Here is a 21,264-nt window from a genome sequence, read left to right as displayed (position 1 = left end):
CACTCACCGACACTCACTTCGGCGGGCCATTCCAGTTTCAGTGCCCGGTCCACCCCGGCGCGGGGGCAGCCCCGGGCGCGGGGGGCGCCGGGCGCCCCGCCCCCCTCCGCTTCTTCCGGGACCAGATCGAGGCGAACAAGATCGTGCAGCGCGGCCTTTACGCGCTGTGGACCGCACATCCGGAACTCCGCCCTGCCCACCGGCCGGATCTGGCCACCGAGATCCGGCCGCGGCCGGACCGGATCACGACCGGGATCATCGGGCAGCTGGCGGCGACGGCTTCCCTCCGGCACCCCACACTCGCGTGCGAGATCGACGCTTCGTTCGCGAAGATCTCCGCCGAGATCCAGCAGCGTCTCGACGCTCTCCACCGCCGGGCGCTGACCGTCGCCCTCCGCACCACCTGCTCGGATTCGGTGGCAACCACCTCCAACGCGGCCGGCTGAGCGTCAGCCGAGGCAGGAGCGGACGGCCTCCACGAGGCTCGCCGCGCGCGGGTCGTCGGGCGGGAAGTACCAGAGGTTGGTGACGTAGCAGAAGCCGACACCGGCGTCGGGGTCGGCGAACGCGACCGATCCGCCGGAGCCCGGGTGGCCGAACGATCCCGGCCCGAGCATCGGCATCACCGTGCCCGCCCGCATGAACCCTAACGACATGGTGAAGGAGCGGTCGGCCGGGATGTCGAGCCCCGGTGGCAACCCGTACATCCGTGTCCTGTCGGTCTGCACGGCCGTCGCGGCGGCCACCGTCGCCGGATCGAGCAGCCGCACCCCGTCGACGTCGCCGACCGTGGCGGCATACATCCGTGCCAGCGAGCGCGCGTCGGCGATCATGTTCGCGGCCGGGAACTCCGCTGCCCGCCAAGCGCGCGTGGCGAAGTGCTCGGGGTTGTCGAAGGCACCGCCGAGCCGGCCGGCGTGCATCTGTACCGCGCCAGGAGACCACATGGACTCGACCCACGCGGTGACCGTGTCCGTGTCCAGCCCGGTCGCCTTGACCAGCCCGGCGCGCAGATCTTCCACGGAAAACGGGGCGGCGTTCCCGATCCGGGCCAGCCGTGGCTCCTCCGTCTCCGGCAGCCCGATCCAGGCGCTCAACCCGAGCGGGGCGGCCACCTCGTCGGCGAAGAACGTGCCCAGGGTCTTGCCGGTGATCCGGCGCACGACCTCCCCGACCAGAAACCCGTACGTGAAGGCGTGGTAGACGTGCTCGGTGCCCGGCCGCCACAGCGGCTTCTGCGCCTCGAGCGCACGGATGACCGGATCCCAGGCGCACGCCTGCTCGAACGTCAGCGGCCCGTCGACGATCGGCAGACCGGCCTGGTGCGACAGCAGCCACCGCACCGGGATCTCCTCCTTGCCCGCGGCGCCGAACTCCGGCCAGTACTCGGCCACCGGGGCGTCGAGGTCCAGTTGGCCGCGCTGCGCCAGGATGTGGGCGCAGATCGCGGTGGCGCCTTTCGTCGTGGAAGCGACCTGGACGATCGTGTCCTCGCGCCAAGGCCGGTCCGCGTCACGATCGGCGAGGCCGCCCCACAGATCGACCACGGGGCGGCCGCCCACGTAGACACTGCACGCCGCGCCGATCTCGCCGGGGTTTCCGGTGAAATTCGCGCGGAACGCGTCCGCGACCTTTCCCCAGCCGTGCTCGACATTGTCCCCCATGTCCGCCATAGCGATATACCTTCCTGAACCGGTTACTTGCCGACAGCGTCCTGATGGATTTCGGCGTAGGTCCGTGAGTCTTTCACCAGGTCGTCACAGAAGGCCGCGACATCGGCGCCGATGAGTTCGATGACTCCCCTGCCGGCCGCGGCACCCTCCTCGAAGAACTCGACGATCCGCGAGAGCAGGTTTCCCTCGAACAGATCGACCGGGCCGATCTTGAAAAGGTACTTCTGCATCTCCTTGTAGACGATCTGGTAATCGGGCGGGAGCGCCTTGACCCGCGCCAGGTGCGCCCGCCACTCCCTCTTGCCTTCGACGATGTCGCGGATTCCCACCTTATCCTCCCAGCCTGGCCAGTTTCCTTGCGACGTTCTTGTTCAGCTGCTCGCGCCACTTGTCGCGATAACTCTTGCCTCCTTCTTCGCCGGCGATGGCCGCGCAGAAGCCTTTGATGTCCTCGCCCAGCGCCTCGTGGACACTCCGGCCATCCGACGCCGTCTCCTCCAGCAACCCCAGGGTGTTGTCGAGAATCGGCATCAAGCTGCGGCCCGTGACGTCCCCGTAGGGATAGAGGTGGGCTTTGATCTCCTCCCAGGCAGCTTGATAGTCGGCAGGGAGGGCTTTGGCTCGAACTTCGAACGCCTTGCATTCCCTAGTGAGATCACTGCCCGTGATCGTGTCCCAGAAGCTCATTTCTCGATTTCCTTGAGGTCGTTGATGCGCGTTGAAACGTAATCCCATTTCTTCCAGAACGACGCGAGCTCTTCGCGTCCCGCGTCGTTGAGCGCGTAGAACTTGCGTGGCGGGCCCACCTCGGACGGTCGTTTCGACACCTCGACCAGCCCGTTCTTCTCCAGCCGCACCAGTATGGCGTAGACCGTCCCCTCGACGACGTCCGCGAAACCGAGTTCGTTCAACCGGCGCGTGATGGCGTAACCATAGGTCGCCTCGAGGTCGATGATCTTGAGGACGCAGCCTTCGAGCGTGCCTTTCAGCATCTCGGTCAAGTTGTCCGTCCCGGGCCCCTTCGATCGGGACACTATTCAGTGTCACTGACTACCACTAGACTGTATCACAGAGTAGAGGTCGCGGCGTCACCCTCGCGTTTCCACCTTCAGGCCGCCCGTGGTCACCGTGCGCACGTGGTCACTGGCGAGCAGGTCATGCGGGTAGCCGAGGTCGATCGCACTGACCTCGTCGAGGCGCGCCAGCTGCTCGGCGGTGAGTTCGACTTCCAGGGCGGCCAGATTCCCCAGCAGCTGCTCGGGGGTGCGAGCGCCGATGACGGGTGCCGTCACGCCCGGGTTCTGCCACGTCCAGGCCAGCGCGACCTGGGCGGGCGTGCGTCCCGCCTCCGCGGCGACCTCGCGCACGACGTCGGCGATGCCGAGGGTGCGTTCGGTGACCATGCCCAAGCCGGCGTTCCAGCCCTTGCGGGTGCTTTCCCCGGAGCCGGCGCTCGGCGCGGTCAGGTCGGCACGGCTGTACTTGCCGGAGAGCACGCCGCCGCCCAGAGGTGAGTACGGGGTCACCCCCAGCCCCATCGCCCGTGCCATCGGGATCAGGTCGCGTTCCGCGCCCCGGTTGATGAGGCTGTATTCGATCTGCAGCGCGACCAGCGGCGCCCAGCCGCGCAGGTCGGCGATCGCCTGCATGCGCGAGATCTCCCAGGCCGGGACGTTGGACATCGCCACGTACAGGACCTTGCCCTGGCGGACCAGGTCGTCCAGGCCGCGCAGGATTTCCTCGACCGGCGTCGCGAAGTCCCACACGTGCAGGAAGAGCAGGTCGAGGTAGTCCGTGTTCAGCTGCCGCAGGCTGGCCTCCACCGACGCGAACAGGCTTTTGCGGTGGCTGCCCCCGGAATTCGGATCGCCCGGCCGGCGCTGCGTCGTGTATTTCGTTGCCAGCACGAGGCTTTCGCGCTTGCCGCGGGTGAATTCGCCCAGCATGCGCTCGGAGCTGCCATTGGTGTAGGTGCCGGCGGTGTCGAGGAAGTTCCCGCCGCGCTCGACGTAGGTGTCGAACAGCTTGCGCGCGTCGTCCTGCTCGGCGCCCCAGCCCCACTCGGTGCCGAAGGTGGCCGTGCCCAGTGCCAGCGGGGAGACCCGCAGTCCGGAGCGGCCCAGCAGCCGGTAGGTGTCGAGGGTGAGCGGCATCGTGTCCTCCTGTGCTCGTGTTTCCGTTGCCGGAGCCGAGTCTGTGCCCGCCGCGAGCCGGGGATAAGGGAGGGAATTTCCTGGGAAAGCCAGTCCTACCCTGGGTGTAGGATCGATCATGATGACCCGCGCCGTGGACACGACCCAGGAGCTGGCCGCGTTCCTGCGGACCCGGCGCGAACGCCTGGACCCGCAGGATTTCGGTCTTCCGTCGCGCCGGCAGTCCCGGCGGACCCCGGGATTGCGCCGGGAAGAGGTCGCCGAGCTGGCCGGCGTCAGCATCGACTACATCGTGCGGCTGGAACAGGCCCGTGGGCTGCGCCCCTCGGCGGACGTGGTGGAGGCGCTGGCCACGGCGCTGCGCCTGGCCCCCGACGAACGCGCCTACCTCTTCGGGCTGGCCCAGCAGCGTCCCCGCGGCACCGACAAGCCCGCCACCACCGCGGCGGCACCGTTGACCCGCTTGGTCGCCGACCTGGCGCCGCTGCCTGCCATGGTGCTGAACCACCGCTACGACATCCTGGCCTGGAACGCCGAAATGGCGAGGCTGCTCGTGGATTTCGGCACGCTGCCGCCGTCGCAGCGCAATGCGATGTGGCTGTGCCTGAGGCACCCGGAGATGCGTGAGTTCTACGTCGACCGCGAACGCGTCGTGCGAGAAGGCATCGCCCACCTGCGTGCCGCGTGGGCCGCGTATCCGGAGGATGCGGCGCTGACCGATCTCATCGCCGAATTCATGGCCCACGACGAGGAATTCGCGCGATTGTGGGCCGAGCGGGACGTCAAGGTCAACGGCCGGGGGCGCAAGGAGGTGCGGCACCCCGACGCCGGTACGCTCGCACTGGATTTCGAAGTGCTCATGCCGCTTCAAGATCCGGACCAGCGGTTGGTGATCTACCGCGCCGCCGACGAGGAGAGCCAGGCGGCACTGGACCGGTTACGCACGCGGTGAGGTAACAACTATCCGAAGCTCGCGCCGCGTTCTCTCAAGGCCGCATGCCGAAGGAGGGACGGCCCAGTAAGCGAGGCAGGACGGCGTAGGCGTCGCGGACCCATTCGCACAGGCGCGGCCGGGTCTCCCGGGGATCGATGACGTCTTCGACGCCGAAGCGTTCGGCGGTGCGGAACGGGGAGCGCACCGCGTCCAGGCGGGTCCGGATCTCTTCGCGCAGGGCGGCCGGATCGGACGAGGCTTCCAGCTCGGAGCGGTAGGCCGCTTCGAGACCGCCTTCGACGGGCAGTGAGCCCCAGTCCCCCGAAGGCCACGCCCAGCGGCGGACGAAACGGTGACGGTTGGTCATGCCCGCGCCACCGACGCCGAACACGCGCCGCACGATGACTTCGGCCGTCGGCACATGCGACTGGTAGACGGCCGTCACCGCGCGGGCGCCATGGCGGATCGCGCCGGCGCGTTCACCGGCGAGGCCGATCACCATGCCCGCCTGGTCGGTCAGGCTCACCAGCGGCAAATGAAACGTCTCGCACAGGTCGACGAAGCGGGTCACCACGTCCGCGCCTTCGGGGGTGAGGGTGGCGCCGCGGAAGGGGTCGGTGGCCAGCACGCCGACGGGGTGACCGTCCAAACGGGCCAGTCCGGCGAAGGCCGAGCCACCGGAGACGCTGTAGTCGAACACCGAACCGGCGTCGAACACCGCTTCCAGCAGGGGACGCAGACGATAGGGATGACGACGGTTGCGTGGCACCAGTGACAGTAACGACTCCTCGCGCCGTTCGACGTCGTCATCCGATGTGGACACTGGAGGAAGTGAGTCCACAGAGGAGGGAAGGTAACTCAGGAACTGCTTCAGCACAGCGAAAGCTTCGGCTTCACTACCGACGATCCGGTCGATCGCGCCGCTACGGCGATGTACCGAGGCTCCGCCCAGTTCCTCTTTGGACAGATCCTCGCCGGTGGCGTGCCGCACCACGGGCGGACCGGCGACGAACAGCTGTCCCGCGCCTTCGACGAGCACGCACAGGTGCGACATCACCGCCCGCGCGGCACCGAGCCCGGCGACCGGGCCCAGGCACGCCGAGACCACGGGGACGGTGGACAGGTTGTCCACCACCAGATCCCAGCCCGGATTCACCGGGACATACGTGAACCCGTTCTGCTCCAAGGTTTTCACGCTGCCGCCGCCCCCGGTGCCCTCGATCAGCCGCACCATCGGCACGCGCAGTTCGTTGGCGAGCCGCTCGGCGTGGATCTGCTTCTCCGCGATCCCGGCGTCGCCCGCTCCCCCGCGGACGGTGAAGTCGTCGCCGCCGACGCAGACCCGCCTGCCGTCGAGCCGCGCGGTGCCGTGGACGAAGTTGGCGGGCGTGAAGTCCTTCAGTGAGCCGGAATCGTCGTAGTGCCCGGTCCCGGCGAGCGCGCCGATCTCGTCGAAGCTGCCCGGGTCGACGAGCGCGGCGATCCGCTCGCGCACGGTGAGCCGGCCGGCCTCGTGCTGACGGGCGACCTTGTCCGGGCCGCCCATCCGCTCCGAAAGGGCCCTGCGCCGCGCGATTTCGTCGACCTCGGGCTGCCACTCCCCCGTCACGTGGACTCGCCGAGTGCCTGTTCGATCTTGCGCTGCAGCTTGTTCATCCCGCCGAGCCAGCGGTCCGGGTGCGTCGCGCGCGCGGCGTAGTAATCGGCGACCTCCGGATGCGGCAGCACCAGGAAACGGTCCTCCTCGATGGCCTGGAACAACGCGTCGGCCACCTGAACCGGTTCGATCGCGGAGGCACCCATGATGAGCTCGCCCGCCGGGCCGGTGTCCTCCAGCATCGCCGTGCGCACACCCTGCGGGCACACCGCCTGCACCTTCAGGCCGCGATGCCGGTACGTCGCCGACAACCATTCCGCGAACGCGAGCGCGCCGTGCTTGCTCACCGCATACGGCGCCGAGCCGAGAATCGTCAGCAGCCCGGCCGCGGACACCGTCGCGATGAAATGCCCCTTGCCGCGCTCCAGCCACGGCGGCATCAGCAGTTTCGCCGCCCGCACATGCGCCATCACGTTGACATCCCAGGCCCGTGCCCAGACGTCCTCGGGAGTGTCCTCGCCGCCGTGCGGCGCGACCCCGGCGTTCGCGCAGTAGACGTCGATCTCGCCGAGGGTTTCGCGGGCGCTCTCGATCAGCCGGGTGACGCCGTCCTCGGTCGCGACGTCGCCGACGAACGCGGTGCCGCCCACCTCCTTGGCGACGTCCTCGGCCGCGCCGGCGTTGAGATCGGCCACGACGACTCGCGCGCCCTCGGCGGCGAACCGCCGGGCCAGCGCGGCGCCGATGCCGCCTCCGCCGCCGGTGATGACGACACCCGCGCCGGAGAAGCTCACAGGCCACCGCCGAGCGTGATGCCGCCGTCGAGCACCAGGGTCTGGCCGGTGATCCAGCCCGCGTCCTCCGACAGCAGGAACGCGACCGCGCCGGCGACGTCCGACGGCACGCCGAGCCGCTTCAGCGGGTAGGCCGCGGAGACCTCCTCTTCACGGCCTTCGTAGAGCGCGGTGGCGAACTTCGTCTTCACCACGGCCGGGGCGACGGCGTTGACGCGGATGTCCGGCCCCAGCTCGACGCCGAGTTCCATGGTGAGCCGGATCAGCGCGGCCTTGCTGACGCCGTAGAGGCCGATGCCCGGCGACGCACGCAGTCCGCCGATCGAGGCGACGTTGACCACCGAGCCGCCGTGCTCGCCCATCCACGCGTCGCGGGCACGCTTGATCCAGGACAGCGGCGCGAGCACGTTGACGCCGAGGATCTTGGCCGCGGCCTCCGGCTCGGTGTCGAGTATCGGACCGTAGACCGGGTTGATGCCGGTGTTGTTGACCAGCATGTCCAGCCGCCCGAACGTCTCGATCGTCTTGGCGATCGCCTCGTCCTGATGGGCGGTGTCGTCGGCCTTGCCGGGTACCGCGAGGGCGACGTCCTGGCCGCCCAGCTCGGCGACGGCATCGGCCAGCGGCTCGGGCTTGCGCGCGGTGATGCAGACCTTCGCCCCGCGCTCGACCAGCTCTTTCGCGATGCCCAGTCCGATGCCCCGGCTGGCCCCGGTGACGATCGCGACGCGATCCTTGAACGAGTTCACTGCGGTGTGTCTCCTCATCTGCCCGGATGGCTAAGCGGCGGCTTAGCCGACACAGGGAAGGGAATCTCCTCGGTCCGGTGATTTTCGCCGGGCCGATCCTAGTACTCCGGCCCGGAAAGGGCACTCTCACCAGCGCGCCACGTCCGGAGCCGAGCTATCACGACTCCCTCGTCCTCCTCGTCACCTTCGACGCATGAGTGAGCGCTTGCTCACCCCGAGATGGCAAGCCGCCGCTCACAGCGTGACATACCGTCCGGTCGGTATCGAGATCGCCCGCTGAGACGTCGGCCACACCGAGCGCTCGCGACGACCGCGCCCGGCCCGGCGGCGTTTACCCCGGACGGCCGGGGGTAAATACCCGGAGTGACTGCTCTTGTGTTCGACAGCGCCGACCTCGCCCGCACCGAAGCCTTCCTCAGCAGTTCCTACGCACCGATGCGCATCGGGAGCACGACGCGGGAATCCCACGCCCGCATCACCCGGGCGGCCGCCGAGCCGGTCAGCGTCGACCACCTCGACCTCTCGTTCGAGATGAGCTACAACGTGCGCCCGCTCGAGAAGATCTGCCTGTGCGACATCGACTCGGGCACAGTGGAGGACCACAGCCCGGCGGGGTCGGCTCCGGAATCCTTCGGGCCCGGCGAGATCTTCTCGTTCGCGCCGCCCGATCGTCCCTACACCGGCCGGATCTGCCAGGCCCGCTACACGATCACCATGTTCGACCCGCACCTGCTCGACGAGGTCGCCGCGACGGCCCCCGGCAGCGCGGGACGGCGGGTGAGACTGCTCGACCATCGTCCCGTCACCGACGCGGCGGGCAGGCAGCTCCGCCACACCATCACTCATCTGCGCAAGAACGTCCTCGCCGATCCGGCCTCCCAGGCCCACCCCCTGGTCGTCTCGACAGCCGCCCGCTACCTCGCGGCCCGCGTGCTCGCCACGTTCCCGAACACCGCGCTGACCGAGCCCACGGGCACCGACCGGCACGACGCGCTGCCGGCCACGGTGCGGCGTGCCACCGCCTACATCGACAGCCATCTCGACACCGACATCAGCCTCGCGGACATCGCCGCCGCGGCACGAGTGACCGTGCGAGCGTTGCAGTACGCGTTCCGGCGTCACCTCGGCACCACGCCGACGGCCTATCTGCGCCGGATCCGCCTCGAACACGCCCACGAGGACCTCCGCCGCGCGGATCCGGCCAGGGGCGGCACCGTCACCGCCATCGCGATGCGATGGGGTTTCTACCACCAGGGTCATTTCGCCACGGCTTACCGGCGCGCCTACGGTGCCACGCCCAGCGAGACCTTGCACGCCTGACAATCCCTGCCCGGCCGCTGTTCTGTTTCGCTCCTGGGATCACGCGGTTTCGCCGTGTGGATAGCCCGCGCCTCGCGATTCTCGTTACGGTCCGGTTATGCCAGTGACCGCCGGCTCCACGGTTCCCGCGTTTCCGGAAGCACAGAGATCGGAGGTGCGGTGGCCGTGAAAGGCTATGTCCCCTTTTCCGCCTTGACCAAGCACGTCGACGAGCACATCGCCGAGATCCTTTTGTCCGGTGAACTGGACCTGCACGCGAGCCGGAATCTGGCCGACGAGGTGGCGACCGCCCTCGCGCCCGGCCCCCGGCTCCTGCTGGCCGATCTCTCCTCGCTGACGTTCATCGCCACCACCGGCCTGTCCGCGCTGGCCGAAGCCCGTCGCCGCGCGAACGTCCAGCACGCCGAAATGTACGTGCACAGCGTTTCGCACCACGCTGTCCGCCGTGCTTTCGAAATCACCCACGCGGCACGCTTTCTGAACGTCTGCCTCACCCGCGCCGATGCCATCGAACTCCACGGTTTCGACACGCGCTCGGCGAACCGGCGGTCGGAGTAATATCGCCGACGTGAAAACCACCGAGCTCGCAGGAGTGCAAAAGACTCTCGGCCCGGTCCTCAGGGCCAAAGCACTGGACAACCGGTTGCCGGACCCGATTCTCGGCGACGCATACGCCGAGCAGGCGATGCGCCGGCTCGACCCCGGCTACGACGAGCGCAGATTCGGCACCAGCCAGATGGGTCTCGCCGCCGTGGTGCGCGCCAAGGCCCACGACGACTGGGCCCGGAGCTTCCTCGCCGGGCACCCCGGCGCGGTGGTGCTGCACCTGGGCTGTGGCCTCGACGCCCGCGTGTACCGGATCGACCCGCCCGCCACCGTCGACTGGTACGACCTGGATTACCCCTCCGTCGTCGAACTGCGGCACCGATTCCTGCCACCGCGCGAGCATTACACCCTCATCGGCTCGAGTGTCACCGACCTGACGTGGCTGGACCGCGTCCCCCGCGACCGGCCGGTGCTGATGATCGCCGAGGGGCTGGTGCCCTATCTGCCCGAGACCGACGTCCGGCGGCTGCTGACCAGCGTCGTGGACGCCTTTCCCGCCGGCCAGATCCAGTTCGACACGGTTTCGGTCTGGGCGTGGCGCACCTCGAAATGGGACCCTGCACTGCGCAAATACGGCACCCGGTTCCGGAGCGGTTTCTCCGATCCGGCCGCGCTGGCCGCTTGGCATCCCCGGCTCGAATACGTCGACGAGGCGCCGATGAACGACTCGCCAGTGCTGATGGCCAAGGCGCCCGCGAACGTACGCCGTATGTACCGCCTCATGAATCTGCTGCCGGGCATGAAACGGTCCAGCCGCATCGTGCGCTTCCGGTTCTAGCCACACTGTTCCGTCCTTTGTGGATTGTCGGGCCGTGAAGGCCTCCTTGCCAGCGCTCAACGCTGTGAAGGAGGCCTTCACGGCATCCTGACCTCGGCGCTGACCGGTGGTTGTACGTCTGTTGATCACGCTCTCCTACGGTGCCGGGAATGACCACGCCCGAGCTTCCCGACTCGTCCCCGCAGGTGGCGGAAACCGTTGCCGGACAACCGGAACCGGTACCTCCCGCACCGGTCAGGGTGTCGTTCTGGCTGCTGCTGCTCCAGGCCGGCTTCGCGCTGGGCACCGCGCTCCTGACGATCATCGGGATGTCGGCCGCGGACGCGGTGGCGCGCGCGACCGACGGGGCGGTGTCGGCGGGCGTGGCCGCCACGGCGATCGGCCTGGTCGCGGTCGTGTTCCTGGTGATCGGGCTGCTCACGCTGCTGATCGCGCTCAACGTGCGCGCGGGCCGGGGCTGGACCCGCGTCGTGCTGGTCGTGGTGTTCGTGCTCGCACTGGCGGGGCAGGTGAACGGCGGACAGGATCTCGGCGGCTGGCTGACCGTCGCGTTCTCCTTCCTCTGCACCTGCCTGCTCTTCGGACCCGCGGCGAGCGCGTACTTCCAGGCCGTCAAACAGCGGCGGTAGCCGGGCCCGTCAGGGCCGGTGCTCGAACCGGTCCGTCGTCCGGGTGCCCTCGATTCCGGCCAGCGGGGGGTGAACGACCGCCGGATCCCGCCGCCGTCCGACGGCTTCGTCGGCAGGTCGAGCCCTGGCGGCGACGGCACGCCGAGTGGCCCATGGTCAGGTCAGCCCGAGCGGATGGTCGAAACGGGCCGGGGTTTCGAGCTGCTGGCGACGACCGGGTACGACCGTGTCCCGGTTCGCCGCGACCTCGGTCAGTCTGTCCAGCGCGGTCTGGTCCTGGGCACCGTCCGCGCCGGTGACCTCGCGCAGCAGCACCCGTCCTTCGGTCACCGCGAGCACCTTGAAACGGGTGTCCGGCGGGAAGATCACGCACTGCTGCTCGGGACCCTCGCCGCTGGTCAGGAATCCGGTGCGCCGTGCGGTCAGCGCCAGGACGATGAATTCCACCGTGCCGGGCAGCTCGACGAACGGGGTGGCCAGCGCGTGGAGCAGGCCACGTTCGGTCAGCACCTCGCCGACGCGGAGCCGCGCCCACTGTGCGTCGTCCAAAGTGGCCGAGGTCAGCACCGGGCCGCGGTGGGTGGGCAGGCGCCGGAGACCGGACACGATGCACCCGGCATAGGGCCGGAACGCGCCGAGAGTTCCCGTGCGCAACGCCTGATCGAAGCTCTGCGAAGCGCCTTCCGCGTAGGCACGGACCGCGACCAGGTCGGTGATCACCGCTTCCGGGAAGCGCGCGGTCCCTTCCTCCCCGCGCAGCCCTGGCCGCTGCGCGAGCAGCCGGGACACCGCGCTGGCGTAGCTGTCGAACCGGCTGCCCAGGGTCCGGCGCAGCCATTCGTGTTCCGCGGGTCCGCTGCGGTGGTCCGGGGCGATCCGGTCGTCGCCGGGAACCTCCGGAGTTTCCGCCGCGGATTCCGTTTCCACCCGCATCCATTGTGTGACCGGCTCTTCTTCCTCCAACGGGGCTTCGGCGAAGATCAGCCCGGCGGCTTGCCTCGCGGCTGGTTCGAGCCGCTCGACGAGTTCCCCCGCGGCGTCGGCGAGCGTTCGAGACGGAGGCGTTCCGGGGTCGCCGACGGTGACCCGCAGCCGGTGCGGGTCCAGCGGCACCGCCCTGATCTCGCCGCCGTTCATCGGCTCGGTGCCACCGCGCACCCACAGTCCGGATTGGACGGTCTCGACGATGATGTCGTCGGTGAGCCGGAAAACCCCGGGATGCGGCTCGGCGAGGCCGGGCACCGGCGCGCGGTACCGCACCACCTTGGGCACCGCGGGCATCGGGACCCTGCGCGGCCAGTAGCTGAGCACGGTGGCGAAGGCCCACTCGATCAGTCCGGTGTGGACGGTGACCGGCGCGCCGAACGCATCCGCGACCAGCTGGCCGACCGGTTCCCCGGCACGCTCGTGGGTGCCGTGCGGGATCAGCCGCACCCGCGTACGGGCCGACGCCGGGAGTGCGGCGAGCAACCGGCAGATCTCCGGCACCGGCACCGACGGTTCGAGCACCACGGTCAGCATCTCGGCCTGGCACGGCAAATCGAACACCGGCGCCGGATCGGGGCGGGACTCGGGCCGCAGCCACAACCCGGCCGGGATCGGTTCGGCCACCAGACCGGGGCCCGGCGCCAGCCGACGCAGCGGGGTGCCCGGTTCCCAGGCGGGCACCGGATAGCGGAGCCCGGCCGGCCGCGGCGGCGCACCGGGCCGGAACCGCAGCCAGCCCGCACCATCCGCGACGAAGGCGAACCCACCCGGCACCGGGTGCACCACCCCGTCCGGCGCGATCACCTCCGTCCGCTTGCGTTCGGCCAGCGCGTACGCGAGCGATCCCGGCCCGCCGGAACCGGCACGCGACAGCACCAGCCGCAGCGGCCGGCGGTCCGGTACCAGCGCGGCGAGCTCTTCGACCAGCGCCGGGCCGCCGGGCTCGGGCAGGTCGACGACGACCATCGTGTGCCCTGGTTCCGGCGGCAACGTCCTGGCCAGTTCGACCGCCGTCCCCGCCGGCCCTTCCTGCGGATGCACCAAGAGCGCGGCGCCGATCGGGCGGCACACCAGCCCGGTGCCCGCGTGCGGCGAGCTGATCCTCATGCCGGTCCGCTCCGCTGGGTCCTGGCCGCCTGCGGATCGAGCGCGTTCCCGGTCGGTAGGAAGGCGAGCACGGCGGAGGGCACCGGGACCGGTTTGGCGTCACCGTAACCGAGTGCCGCGGCCACCTCGTCGCCCGGCAGCGGGAACTTCACGCCGACGTCGGTGATCAGGAACTTGGTGCCGTTCTCCACGCCCGGCGCCGGCTGCCCGATGACCAGCGTGCCGGAACCTCCCGGCACCCGGACCTGGTCGGCCACCCGATCGTCGTCGTGGTCGCCGCGCGGGCGCGGACCGGTCACCCGGAGCTGGTCGGCCGCGACCGTGACCAGCGAACCGGTCGCGCCGATACCGGCGGAGAATCCCAGGCGCACGCACACCGATCGGCCGTCCGCGCCGTCGGCAGGCCGAGGGGGTTCCTTCGGCAGCCCGGTGACCACCGTGGTCCTCGATTTCGGCGCGGCGGCCGCCGCGGCCGCGGTCAGCGGGATCGCCCGCACCTCGCCCTGGTCGTAGGCACCGCCGGTGGCCGGATCGGCGAGGAACAACGCGAGTTCGGTGCGCGAGATCGGGACCAGCCCGTCCGCGCGCATCAGGTAGTAGGTCCCGGTGCCGCCCGCGACCTGCACCTCGAACAGCTGACCGGCCTTGGTGGATCGTCCGGCCAGCGACTGGCCGGGCTGCCCGCGCTCCGGCAGCGGAGGAGGCGCGAGGCCGGGCCCGGCCGGGAGCGCGTTGAGCCACGCGGTGCTCACCGGCAACGGTTCGAAACCGCCGAAGCCGAACGTGATCAGCAGGGCCCTGTCCTCGATCCGCATCCGCTGTCCGTGCCACACCAGGACGATCGCCCCGTCCGGGGTGGCCACCGGTATCGCCCGGTCCTCGGGCACCGGCGTGAACTGCCACGCCGCGCCGACCGAGACCGCGACACCCGGCCGTTGCGGACCGTCGACGGCACCGACCGTGGCGGCGCACACCATCCAGGGTTCGGTGTTCAGGCGCTTCGGGTCCGGCAGCGCGTCCGGCGCGTTCGGGATGCCGATCGGCAGGCCGTGCGGCACACCGTCCAAAGAGGACTTCGACACGGTGCGCACCTCGGCGTTCCCGCCGCCCGCGGCCAGCCGGGCGGAGGCGTAGTTCAGCACCGGCCGCAAGGTCCCGTCCAGAAACAGGTACCGGCTGCCGGTCTCCTTCTCGACGATGATCGATCCGGGTTTGCGCCATCCGCCGTCGACACCGCCCGCGATGAGGCCGATGACCCAGAACGCGGCCGCGGCCACCACCGCGATCAGAACGCCGATCACCGTGCCCACACTCGCCCGCCGCATCGGTGTCTCCGACGCGTCCAGTTCGCCGGTCACCAGCGCCGACACCAGCCTGCCGACGCCGAAAAGGTGGGCGTGCAACTGGTCCCGTTTGTTCTGCATGTCAGCCTGCCAAGGAGCGGAAGAAGGAGTAGACGTCCAGCACCGCGAGCATCATCGGCACCGCGGCGATCGCGAACAGCGTCTCGCCGAGGTCCGCGGCCCGGCCCCAGTACGGCAGCAGCCTGTGGCCGGGAAGCCTTGCCGCGCCGAGGAAAAGCAACCCGGCCGCGAGGACGAGACCGGCCAGGGCGCCGACACGCGCGACCGGGTCGAGCGCACCGGCGAGCGCGATCGCCTGCAGCGCCAGGCCTGCCGCCCCACCGGCTACCGCGGCGCTCCGCTGCCACGCGCTCACCAGCACCCGGGAACGCAGCAGCAGCCCGAGCGACACCACGGCCACGAAGACCTGCGCGGCCCAGCCGCGGTCGAACGCGAGCAGCGCGAAACTCCCGGCACAGATCACCGAGATCGCCACGAAGATCGCGGACAGGAACCGATCCGCCTTGGCCGCCCTGGCCAGCGCGACGCGTTCCGGCACCGGGTCGGTGTCGGAGCTGAGGTCCGCGGCGCTGGTCGGCAGCTGGGGCAGCCGGATCCGGACCATCCGGGCGGACAGCGAGGGCGCGGCCACCCCGGCGAGATAGGCGACCCCGGCGACCAGCGCGGCCGCCTGCGCTCCGGTCAGATCCGTGCATAGCACCAGCAGGCCGCCGACCGCCGCCGCGGCGCAGGGCAGCACCGCGCCGAGGAAGACCGCGGGCGCGACGCCGACGGCGAACAGCGCGATCACCCCGGCCGCGGTCGCCAGCGCTCCTCCTGCCAGCGCGCCCGTACCGCCGAGCGGCTCGGCGCCACCCGCGACGGCCGCGGGCAGCAGCAGGCCCGCCACCAGCGCCATCGGGATCGCCGCGACGCCGAGCACCGCGCCGAGCACACCGTCGCCCCACGAACGCGAGGTGACGGCGGAAAACCCGAGCAACAGCACGGCGAACACCCCGGCGGCGAGGGACCGGATCCACTCCATACCGCCGAACAGCCCGATCGCGGCCGGCACGACGGCCAGCGCCCCGCCGCCGAGCACCAGGAACAGCCGCCGGGTCAGGTCCGGGCGCCAGCGGTCACCGCGTTGCCGGATCGCGGTGCCCACCCCGTCGACCACGTCGTCGAAGTCGATCGGCGGCATCGGCGCCTCGCGCGGGCGGAGGTAGAGCACCTCCCCGTCGCGCAGGCCCAGCGATTCCGGCGTGCCTCCCTCGTCGAGCGGTTCCTCGCCGAGCCGTTGCAGTACCCAGTGGCCGCGCCCTGCCGCGGCCTGCGTGCGGTCCGGATCCGCGCGGCGGCTCAGCAGCGGCAGCAGGTCGAAGACCGGGGTACGCACCGGCACCGCGAAATCGGCGCGGCCTGCCGGGGCCAGCACGGTCAACCGGCACAGATCACTCAACGGACATTCCCCTCTACGAATCCACTTTGGACGAGCCGGACGCCGCGGCGGGTGACCAGCTGCGCGCGACCGGGCGGCAGTTGCCTCGGCGCGGCCTCGCCGAGGAACTTGCCCTCTTCGCGCGGATAGGACAGCAACAGACCGGGGCAGCCGAGTTCCCACATCCGGCGCAGCAGCGGGTCCATCATCGCCCGCATCGCGCCGGAGCTGCTGCGCGCGATCACCAGGTGCATCCCGATGTCCGCGCCCTGGGCCAGCAGCTCCGCCAGTGGCTCGAGCGGACCGCCGATCCCGGGGGTCAGCAGGTCGTAGTCGTCCACCAGTACGAACAGCCGCGGCCCGCTCCACCAGTCCCGCAGCCGCAACCGGTCCGGGGTGATCTCCGGCCCCGGCAACCGGCGGCGCATCGACACCGCCGCGTTGGCGGCCAGCTCGGCCAATGTCCCGGTGGCCACCGAGTAGCCGACCCGGTATTCCTCCGGTACCAACGGAAACAGCTGCCGTCGCGGATCGGCGAGCAGGATCTTCGCTTCGTCCGGGGCGTAGCGCTCCAGCACTCCCCTGGCCACCAGGCGGAGCAGGTTGGTCTTGCCGGTCTCGCCGTCCCCGAACACCATCAGATGCGGTGCCTGAGCGAAATCGTGCCAGACCGGCCGCAGCCGCTCCTCGTCCAGCCCGAGCGCGAGCCGGAAATCCCCTTCGGCGGCGGGAAGCCGCTCGACGGGCAGCCGCGACGGCAGCAACCGCACCGGTGGCGCGTCCTCGCCCGGCCAGAACTCGGCGATCTCCTCGACCAGGTTCTTGGTCGCGGTAGGAAGGTCCTCCGCCGCGCCACCGCCGTCGAGCCGCGGCAGCGCACCGAGGAAGTGCCTGCCGTCGGACGTCAGCCCGCGACCGGGCTGTGCCGGGACCCCGGCCGCCGCGCGGCTGCCGATCTCGGATTCCAGCGGATCTCCCAGCCGCAGTTCGTACCGGGTGCCGAGCAGGTCGCGCAGCCACGGCCGGATCTCCGACCAGCGCGTGGCCGCGACCACGACGTGGATGCCGAAGCCGAGCCCCCGCGAGGCGAGTTCGGAGATCACCGGCTCCAGGTCCTCGAAGTCCTGCCGGACCGTGGCCCACCCGTCGACCACCAGGAACACGTCGCCGTAGGGATCGTCCACCACCCCGTCCCGGCGGAGCCCGCGGTAGGCGGCCATCGATTCCACGCCCAGTTCGGCGAACGTCGCCTCACGCCATTCCAGCAGCCCGGTCAGCTCGGCGACGGTCCGGTTGACCCGGTCGGAGTCCAGCCGCGCGGCCACCGAACCGGTGTGCGGCAGCCCGGACACCGCGCCCATCGTGCCACCACCGAAGTCGAGGCAGTAGAACTGCACTTCCGCCGGGGTGTAGGTGAGCGCGAGGGCGAGCAGCAGAGTACGCAGCATCGTGCTCTTACCGGTCTGCGGCGCGCCCACCACGCCGACATGCCCGGCGGCCCCGCCGAGATCGGCCAGCAGCAGATCGCGGCGCTGTTCGAACGGACGGTCCACCACGCCGACCGGCACCCGCAGCGCCCCGCCACCAGGTTTGTCCACAGTGGACAAGCCGCGGCCCGGATCGGGCACCACCCCGGGCAGCAGGACGTCCAGGCCGGGCGCCTCGGCCAGCGGCGGCAGCCAGACCTGCCGGGCCGGTGGCCCCTGGCCGAGCAGCCGTTCCAGCATCGCCTCCATCACGGTCCCCGACCCGGTGTCTTTGCCGGGCGCGGCGGGCCGCTCCGGCTCGGACCGTGCCGGCTCGCGCGACGGCTGGAACAGCGGGCCGAAACCGACCACCTCCCGCCCGGCGGGTGCCGCCCGCACCGGCGCGTCCGGTTCCCCGGCCGCCGCGATCGGGCCGGACACGTAACCGGCCTTGAACCGCACCAGCGTGGTGGTGTCTTTCTTCAGATATCCGTGGCCGGGGCCCGACGGCAGTTCGTAGGCGTCGGCTACCCCGATCACGCTGCGGCTTTCCATCGCGGAGAAGGTCCGCAGCGCGATCCGGTAGGACAGATGGCCTTCCAGCGCGTGAATGCGGCCCTCGTCCAGCCGCTGGGACGCGAGCAGCAGGTGCACCCCGAGGCTGCGGCCGAGCCGCCCGATCATCACGAACAGGTCCATGAACTCCGGTTTGGTCGCCAGCAGCTCGCTGAACTCGTCGCAGACGAGGAACAGGGTCGGGAACGGGCTCAGCGGCGCGCCCTGCGCGCGGGCCTTCTCGTAGTCCAACCGCGAGCTGTAGCCGGCCTGGCGAAGGAGTTCCTGGCGCCGCGTCAGCTCGCCGTGCAACGCGTCCTGCATCCGGTCGACCAGCGGCAGCTCGTCGGCGAGGTTGGTGATCACCGCCGAGGTGTGCGGCAGTTCCTCCATCCCCATGAAGGTCGCACCACCCTTGAAGTCGACCAGGACGAGGTTGAGCACCTCGGAGGAATGCGTCGCGGCCAGCCCGACCACAAGGGTGCGCAGCAGCTCGCTCTTCCCGGAACCGGTCGCGCCGATGAGCACGCCGTGCGGCCCCATCCCGCCCTGCGCGGACTCCTTGATGTCCAGCTCGATCACCGAACCGTCCGCGCCGAGCCCGATCGGCACCCGCAGCTGGGCGGGCAGTTCCGCGCGCGGCCGCCACAGCTCGTGCACCGGGTAGCTCCGTACGTCACGGATGCCGAGCAGCCGGGCGAGGTCGAAATCGGCGGCCAGTGGTTCGTCCGCGTCGGCCGTGCCGGCGGTCCGCAGCGGCGACACCATCCTGGCCAGCGATTCGCAGCGGGCCAGTCCCAGCCGGTCGGGGGTGGCCAGCGGCGGCGCGGAATCCGCGCCGGTGCGGTCGATCCGGTCGGCGCTCACGGTGAGGCCGAGCCGATGCGGGCTCTCGTGGCCGCTGCCGCCACCGACGTCGAGCAGCAGCACGTTGCGCAGCCCGCCCGCCGCCAGTGGCGAGTACTCCGGCAGTGTCACGCCGTCGCAGACGACCACGGTGTACGGTTCGCCGCGGCCCAGCGGCGCGTCCGGTGCGAACGCGGGCCGCCCGCCGAACGCGGGCCCGAGCCTGGCGAGCAGTTCGTCGTGCTCGGTGGCGAACAGCCTGGCCGGCCCCGCCGCGTCGGTTTCGTGGCCGCTTTCATTGTGCGGCAACCATTTCGTCCATTGCCAGGTACCGATCCGGTCCCGGCAGGTGAGTACCGCGACCCTGAGGTCCTCCGGGGCGTGGAAGGTGACCAGCTGCGCCAGCATCGCCCTGGCCAGCTCGTACGTCGCGTCCGGGTCCCCGGTCAGCTCGAGCCCGGAGTAGCCGCGCAGGTGCAGTGCGCTGGCCACATCGGACACCGTGGAGTAGGCCGCGATGAACCGCCGCAACGCACCGGCGCACAACGGTTCCAGGTCTTCGACCGGTTTGGTCTGCGCGGGGACGAGCCGAAGCAGCGCGCGCTGGGTGCCGGTGCCGATCCGCACCTCGGCGAAATCCGCGTGGTTCGGCCTGCGTTCCCACAGCCGGGGGCCGGACGCGATGGTCCACAGCCGCGCCGGAGCGGGGTTGTCCCAGTCCACCGCGGCGCGCTGCTGGTTCAGCGCCCCGCGGACCTGCTTGCGGACCTGGCCGAGGTAGCGCAGGTAGTCCCGCCGCTCACCCTTGAGCTTCCGCTTGCGCTCGCCGGACGCCCGGCCGAGCTGCCCGAACATCATGCCGACCGTGGACACCGCCATCAGCCCGGACGCCACGTACATTCCCCCGCCGGTACCCGGATTGGCGAACATCAGCACGGTCGCCCCGGAACCGAGGCCCATCGGCAGGTACGTCATCACCGAGGACATGTCGGCGCCCTGCACCTCGGGCAGGGCCGGGGGTTCCTGCAGCTCCAGTTCACCGTGCGGGGACGGCGGACCCGCCTGGCGGGGCGGACGGCTGATGACGATCGTGCTCACTTAATTCCTCCTGAACGCCAGCCCCGGCGCCGTCCGCGCGGCACCGCGCCACGCAGTACCCAGGCCACCCCGATCACCAGCACCGCCCCGGCCGCGGAGACCATCGCCACCAGCCGGGTCGGATCGTCCGGCGCGGCCAGGGCCGGTGGCGGCACCACCACCTCCCGATCATCCACAATGGACTTTCCGGCGAACTCCTCCGGCAGTACGGCGGTGACCGCCGCGTACGGGTTGACCACACCCCAGCCGACCCGCGGATCGGGCACGTTCGTCCCCGGCCGGTCCGCGGTGACCTCGAGGCGGTGCTTGACCTGCCGGGCGGTCAGCTTCGGGTGGTAGGCCCGGACCAGCGCGGCGGCACCGGCCACGAACGGGCTGGCGAAGCTGGTGCCCTGGGCCACCACATGCCCGGTCCCGGCGGCGCTCAGCCCGACCACGTCCACCCCGGGCGCGGCCAGATCCACGAAGTCCCCGGTCTCGGAGAACCTGCCGCGCGAACCGTCCGCGGCGATCGCGCTCACCGCGATCACGTCCGGATACGCGGCCGGATAGGCGGTGGGGTTGCCGTTCTCGGCCTCGTTGGCGGCCGAGGCCACGATCACCGCGTCGTGCTGGCTCGCGTAGCGCACCGCGGTCTCCAGATCCTCGCTGGAATGGAACGTGGTCGCCGAAATGTTGACGACCCTGGCGCCCGCGTCCACCGCCGCCACGATCGCCTTGGCCATGGCCGAGGCCGAGCCGCCCGCGGAATCGGTCTGCCGCAGCGGCAGGATCGTCGCGCCGGGAGCCACTCCGGCGAACCCGGTGCCCTCCCGTGGCTGCGCGGCGATCAGGCTCGCGACGAACGTGCCGTGCCCGAGGCAGTCGGCCTCCTTGCCGGACGGGGAGACGATGTTCACCACCGGGCGGACGTGCCCGGCGAACTGCGGCACCGCGTCCACCCCGGAGTCGACCACCGCGACGAGCTGGCCTTCCCCCTTGGTGAGCGGCCACACCCTTTGCGGGGCAAGGCGTTTCTGTGGCCACGGGGTGCCGGAGAACAGGGTGTTCGACGGCGCCGCGCATTTTCCGCCACCGGCGACCTGTTCCAGCGGCGGCACCGTGGGATCGGCCAGCGCGGCGGGCCCGGTGCCCAGGAGCAGGGCGGCCGCCAGCGCGCCGGCGCGCGCGAGGAAGGAACTCGGCACT

18 protein-coding genes and 1 pseudogene are annotated in these 21,264 nt (G+C 70.8%); 6 read left to right on the top strand and 13 right to left on the bottom strand.

Features of this window, described 5'->3' with window-relative positions; all coding sequences use genetic code 11:
- Positions 1-446, top strand: a pseudogene (locus tag ACFWX1_RS17485) (hypothetical protein); the annotation flags it as partial.
- 3 nt (positions 447-449) lie between these two features.
- Here the strand turns inward: ACFWX1_RS17485 and ACFWX1_RS17480 are convergent.
- From ACFWX1_RS17480 to ACFWX1_RS17460, 5 genes are all read right to left on the bottom strand, one after another.
- Entirely contained in the window at positions 450-1,673 is a 1,224-nt protein-coding gene (locus ACFWX1_RS17480; RefSeq protein ID WP_378388409.1) for a serine hydrolase domain-containing protein, read from the bottom strand.
- Between the two features lie 23 nt (positions 1,674-1,696).
- Positions 1,697-2,002 carry a DUF1048 domain-containing protein gene (locus ACFWX1_RS17475; RefSeq protein ID WP_378388407.1) on the bottom strand — a complete coding sequence of 102 codons (306 nt, stop codon included), beginning with the start codon at positions 2,000-2,002 and terminating at the stop codon, positions 1,697-1,699.
- Position 2,003: 1 nt separating this feature from the next.
- Entirely contained in the window at positions 2,004-2,360 is a 357-nt protein-coding gene (locus ACFWX1_RS17470) for a DUF1048 domain-containing protein (RefSeq protein WP_378388405.1), read from the bottom strand.
- Positions 2,357-2,665 (bottom strand): PadR family transcriptional regulator, encoded by a 309-nt coding sequence (locus ACFWX1_RS17465; RefSeq protein WP_378388403.1) that lies wholly within the window; start codon positions 2,663-2,665, stop codon positions 2,357-2,359. Before ACFWX1_RS17465 ends, ACFWX1_RS17470 begins: the two co-directional genes overlap by 4 nt.
- Before the next feature lie 96 nt (positions 2,666-2,761).
- On the bottom strand, positions 2,762-3,826 hold the full coding sequence (locus ACFWX1_RS17460; protein WP_378388401.1) for an aldo/keto reductase: 1,065 nt from the start codon (positions 3,824-3,826) through the stop codon (positions 2,762-2,764).
- Between the two features lie 118 nt (positions 3,827-3,944).
- On the opposite strand from ACFWX1_RS17460, the gene ACFWX1_RS17455 reads away from it, so the two are divergent.
- Positions 3,945-4,778 (top strand): helix-turn-helix transcriptional regulator, encoded by an 834-nt coding sequence (locus ACFWX1_RS17455; protein WP_378388399.1) that lies wholly within the window; start codon positions 3,945-3,947, stop codon positions 4,776-4,778.
- A gap of 34 nt (positions 4,779-4,812) precedes the next feature.
- On the opposite strand, the gene ACFWX1_RS17450 is transcribed toward ACFWX1_RS17455, so the two are convergent.
- Genes ACFWX1_RS17450 through ACFWX1_RS17440 form a run of 3 tightly spaced genes read right to left on the bottom strand, consistent with a single transcriptional unit; the run spans position 4,813 to position 7,900 of the window.
- Complete coding sequence (locus ACFWX1_RS17450) at positions 4,813-6,369, bottom strand: acyl-CoA carboxylase subunit beta (RefSeq protein ID WP_378388397.1); 1,557 nt, start codon at positions 6,367-6,369, stop codon at positions 4,813-4,815.
- Positions 6,366-7,151 carry an SDR family oxidoreductase gene (locus ACFWX1_RS17445; protein ID WP_378388395.1) on the bottom strand — a complete coding sequence of 262 codons (786 nt, stop codon included), beginning with the start codon at positions 7,149-7,151 and terminating at the stop codon, positions 6,366-6,368. The genes ACFWX1_RS17450 and ACFWX1_RS17445 overlap by 4 nt, the downstream gene beginning before the upstream one ends.
- Positions 7,148-7,900 (bottom strand): SDR family oxidoreductase, encoded by a 753-nt coding sequence (locus tag ACFWX1_RS17440; RefSeq protein ID WP_378388393.1) that lies wholly within the window; start codon positions 7,898-7,900, stop codon positions 7,148-7,150. The genes ACFWX1_RS17445 and ACFWX1_RS17440 overlap by 4 nt, the downstream gene beginning before the upstream one ends.
- A gap of 363 nt (positions 7,901-8,263) precedes the next feature.
- Between ACFWX1_RS17440 and ACFWX1_RS17435 the strand changes: the two genes are divergently transcribed.
- From ACFWX1_RS17435 to ACFWX1_RS17420, 4 genes are all read left to right on the top strand, one after another.
- The gene (locus ACFWX1_RS17435) at positions 8,264-9,220 is read left to right on the top strand and encodes a helix-turn-helix transcriptional regulator (RefSeq protein WP_378388391.1); all 957 of its coding nucleotides are present in this window, start codon (positions 8,264-8,266) and stop codon (positions 9,218-9,220) included.
- 165 nt (positions 9,221-9,385) lie between these two features.
- On the top strand, positions 9,386-9,778 hold the full coding sequence (locus ACFWX1_RS17430) for an STAS domain-containing protein (protein ID WP_378388389.1): 393 nt from the start codon (positions 9,386-9,388) through the stop codon (positions 9,776-9,778).
- Positions 9,779-9,788: 10 nt separating this feature from the next.
- Positions 9,789-10,604: a class I SAM-dependent methyltransferase gene (locus tag ACFWX1_RS17425; RefSeq protein ID WP_378388387.1), complete on the top strand. Its 816-nt coding sequence runs from the start codon at positions 9,789-9,791 to the stop codon at positions 10,602-10,604.
- 149 nt (positions 10,605-10,753) lie between these two features.
- Positions 10,754-11,233 carry a hypothetical protein gene (locus ACFWX1_RS17420; protein ID WP_378388385.1) on the top strand — a complete coding sequence of 160 codons (480 nt, stop codon included), beginning with the start codon at positions 10,754-10,756 and terminating at the stop codon, positions 11,231-11,233.
- A gap of 156 nt (positions 11,234-11,389) precedes the next feature.
- On the opposite strand, the gene ACFWX1_RS17415 is transcribed toward ACFWX1_RS17420, so the two are convergent.
- From ACFWX1_RS17415 to mycP, 5 genes are read right to left on the bottom strand one after another with little or no spacing between them, the layout of a single operon-like run.
- Complete coding sequence (locus ACFWX1_RS17415) at positions 11,390-13,327, bottom strand: hypothetical protein (protein ID WP_378388383.1); 1,938 nt, start codon at positions 13,325-13,327, stop codon at positions 11,390-11,392.
- Positions 13,324-14,751 carry a type VII secretion protein EccB gene (eccB, locus tag ACFWX1_RS17410; protein WP_378388381.1) on the bottom strand — a complete coding sequence of 476 codons (1,428 nt, stop codon included), beginning with the start codon at positions 14,749-14,751 and terminating at the stop codon, positions 13,324-13,326. Before eccB ends, ACFWX1_RS17415 begins: the two co-directional genes overlap by 4 nt.
- Position 14,752: 1 nt before the next feature.
- Positions 14,753-16,132 (bottom strand): type VII secretion integral membrane protein EccD, encoded by a 1,380-nt coding sequence (gene eccD, locus ACFWX1_RS17405; RefSeq protein WP_378388379.1) that lies wholly within the window; start codon positions 16,130-16,132, stop codon positions 14,753-14,755.
- Entirely contained in the window at positions 16,129-20,076 is a 3,948-nt protein-coding gene (gene eccCa, locus ACFWX1_RS17400; protein ID WP_378388377.1) for a type VII secretion protein EccCa, read from the bottom strand. Before eccCa ends, eccD begins: the two co-directional genes overlap by 4 nt.
- A complete protein-coding gene (gene mycP / locus ACFWX1_RS17395) occupies positions 20,073-21,263 on the bottom strand; it encodes a type VII secretion-associated serine protease mycosin (protein WP_378388375.1) in 1,191 nt (396 codons plus the stop codon). The genes eccCa and mycP overlap by 4 nt, the downstream gene beginning before the upstream one ends.
- Position 21,264: the final 1 nt, after the last annotated feature.

This window comes from Amycolatopsis sp. NPDC059021 (assembly GCF_042739895.1).
Taxonomy (GTDB): domain Bacteria; phylum Actinomycetota; class Actinomycetes; order Mycobacteriales; family Pseudonocardiaceae; genus Amycolatopsis.
Note: the sequence above shows the minus strand (reverse complement) of the source record. Positions and strands in the feature narration are given on the sequence as shown.

Coding starts and splice junctions, on each gene's coding strand:
- ACFWX1_RS17480 (WP_378388409.1), bottom strand. CDS start 1,673: ATGGCGGACATGGGGGACAATGTCGAGCACGGCTGGGGAAAGGTCGCG.
- ACFWX1_RS17470 (WP_378388405.1), bottom strand. CDS start 2,360: ATGAGCTTCTGGGACACGATCACGGGCAGTGATCTCACTAGGGAATGC.
- ACFWX1_RS17465 (WP_378388403.1), bottom strand. CDS start 2,665: ATGCTGAAAGGCACGCTCGAAGGCTGCGTCCTCAAGATCATCGACCTC.
- ACFWX1_RS17460 (WP_378388401.1), bottom strand. CDS start 3,826: ATGCCGCTCACCCTCGACACCTACCGGCTGCTGGGCCGCTCCGGACTG.
- ACFWX1_RS17455 (WP_378388399.1), top strand. CDS start 3,945: ATGATGACCCGCGCCGTGGACACGACCCAGGAGCTGGCCGCGTTCCTG.
- ACFWX1_RS17420 (WP_378388385.1), top strand. CDS start 10,754: ATGACCACGCCCGAGCTTCCCGACTCGTCCCCGCAGGTGGCGGAAACC.
- ACFWX1_RS17415 (WP_378388383.1), bottom strand. CDS start 13,327: ATGAGGATCAGCTCGCCGCACGCGGGCACCGGGCTGGTGTGCCGCCCG.
- eccB (WP_378388381.1), bottom strand. CDS start 14,751: ATGCAGAACAAACGGGACCAGTTGCACGCCCACCTTTTCGGCGTCGGC.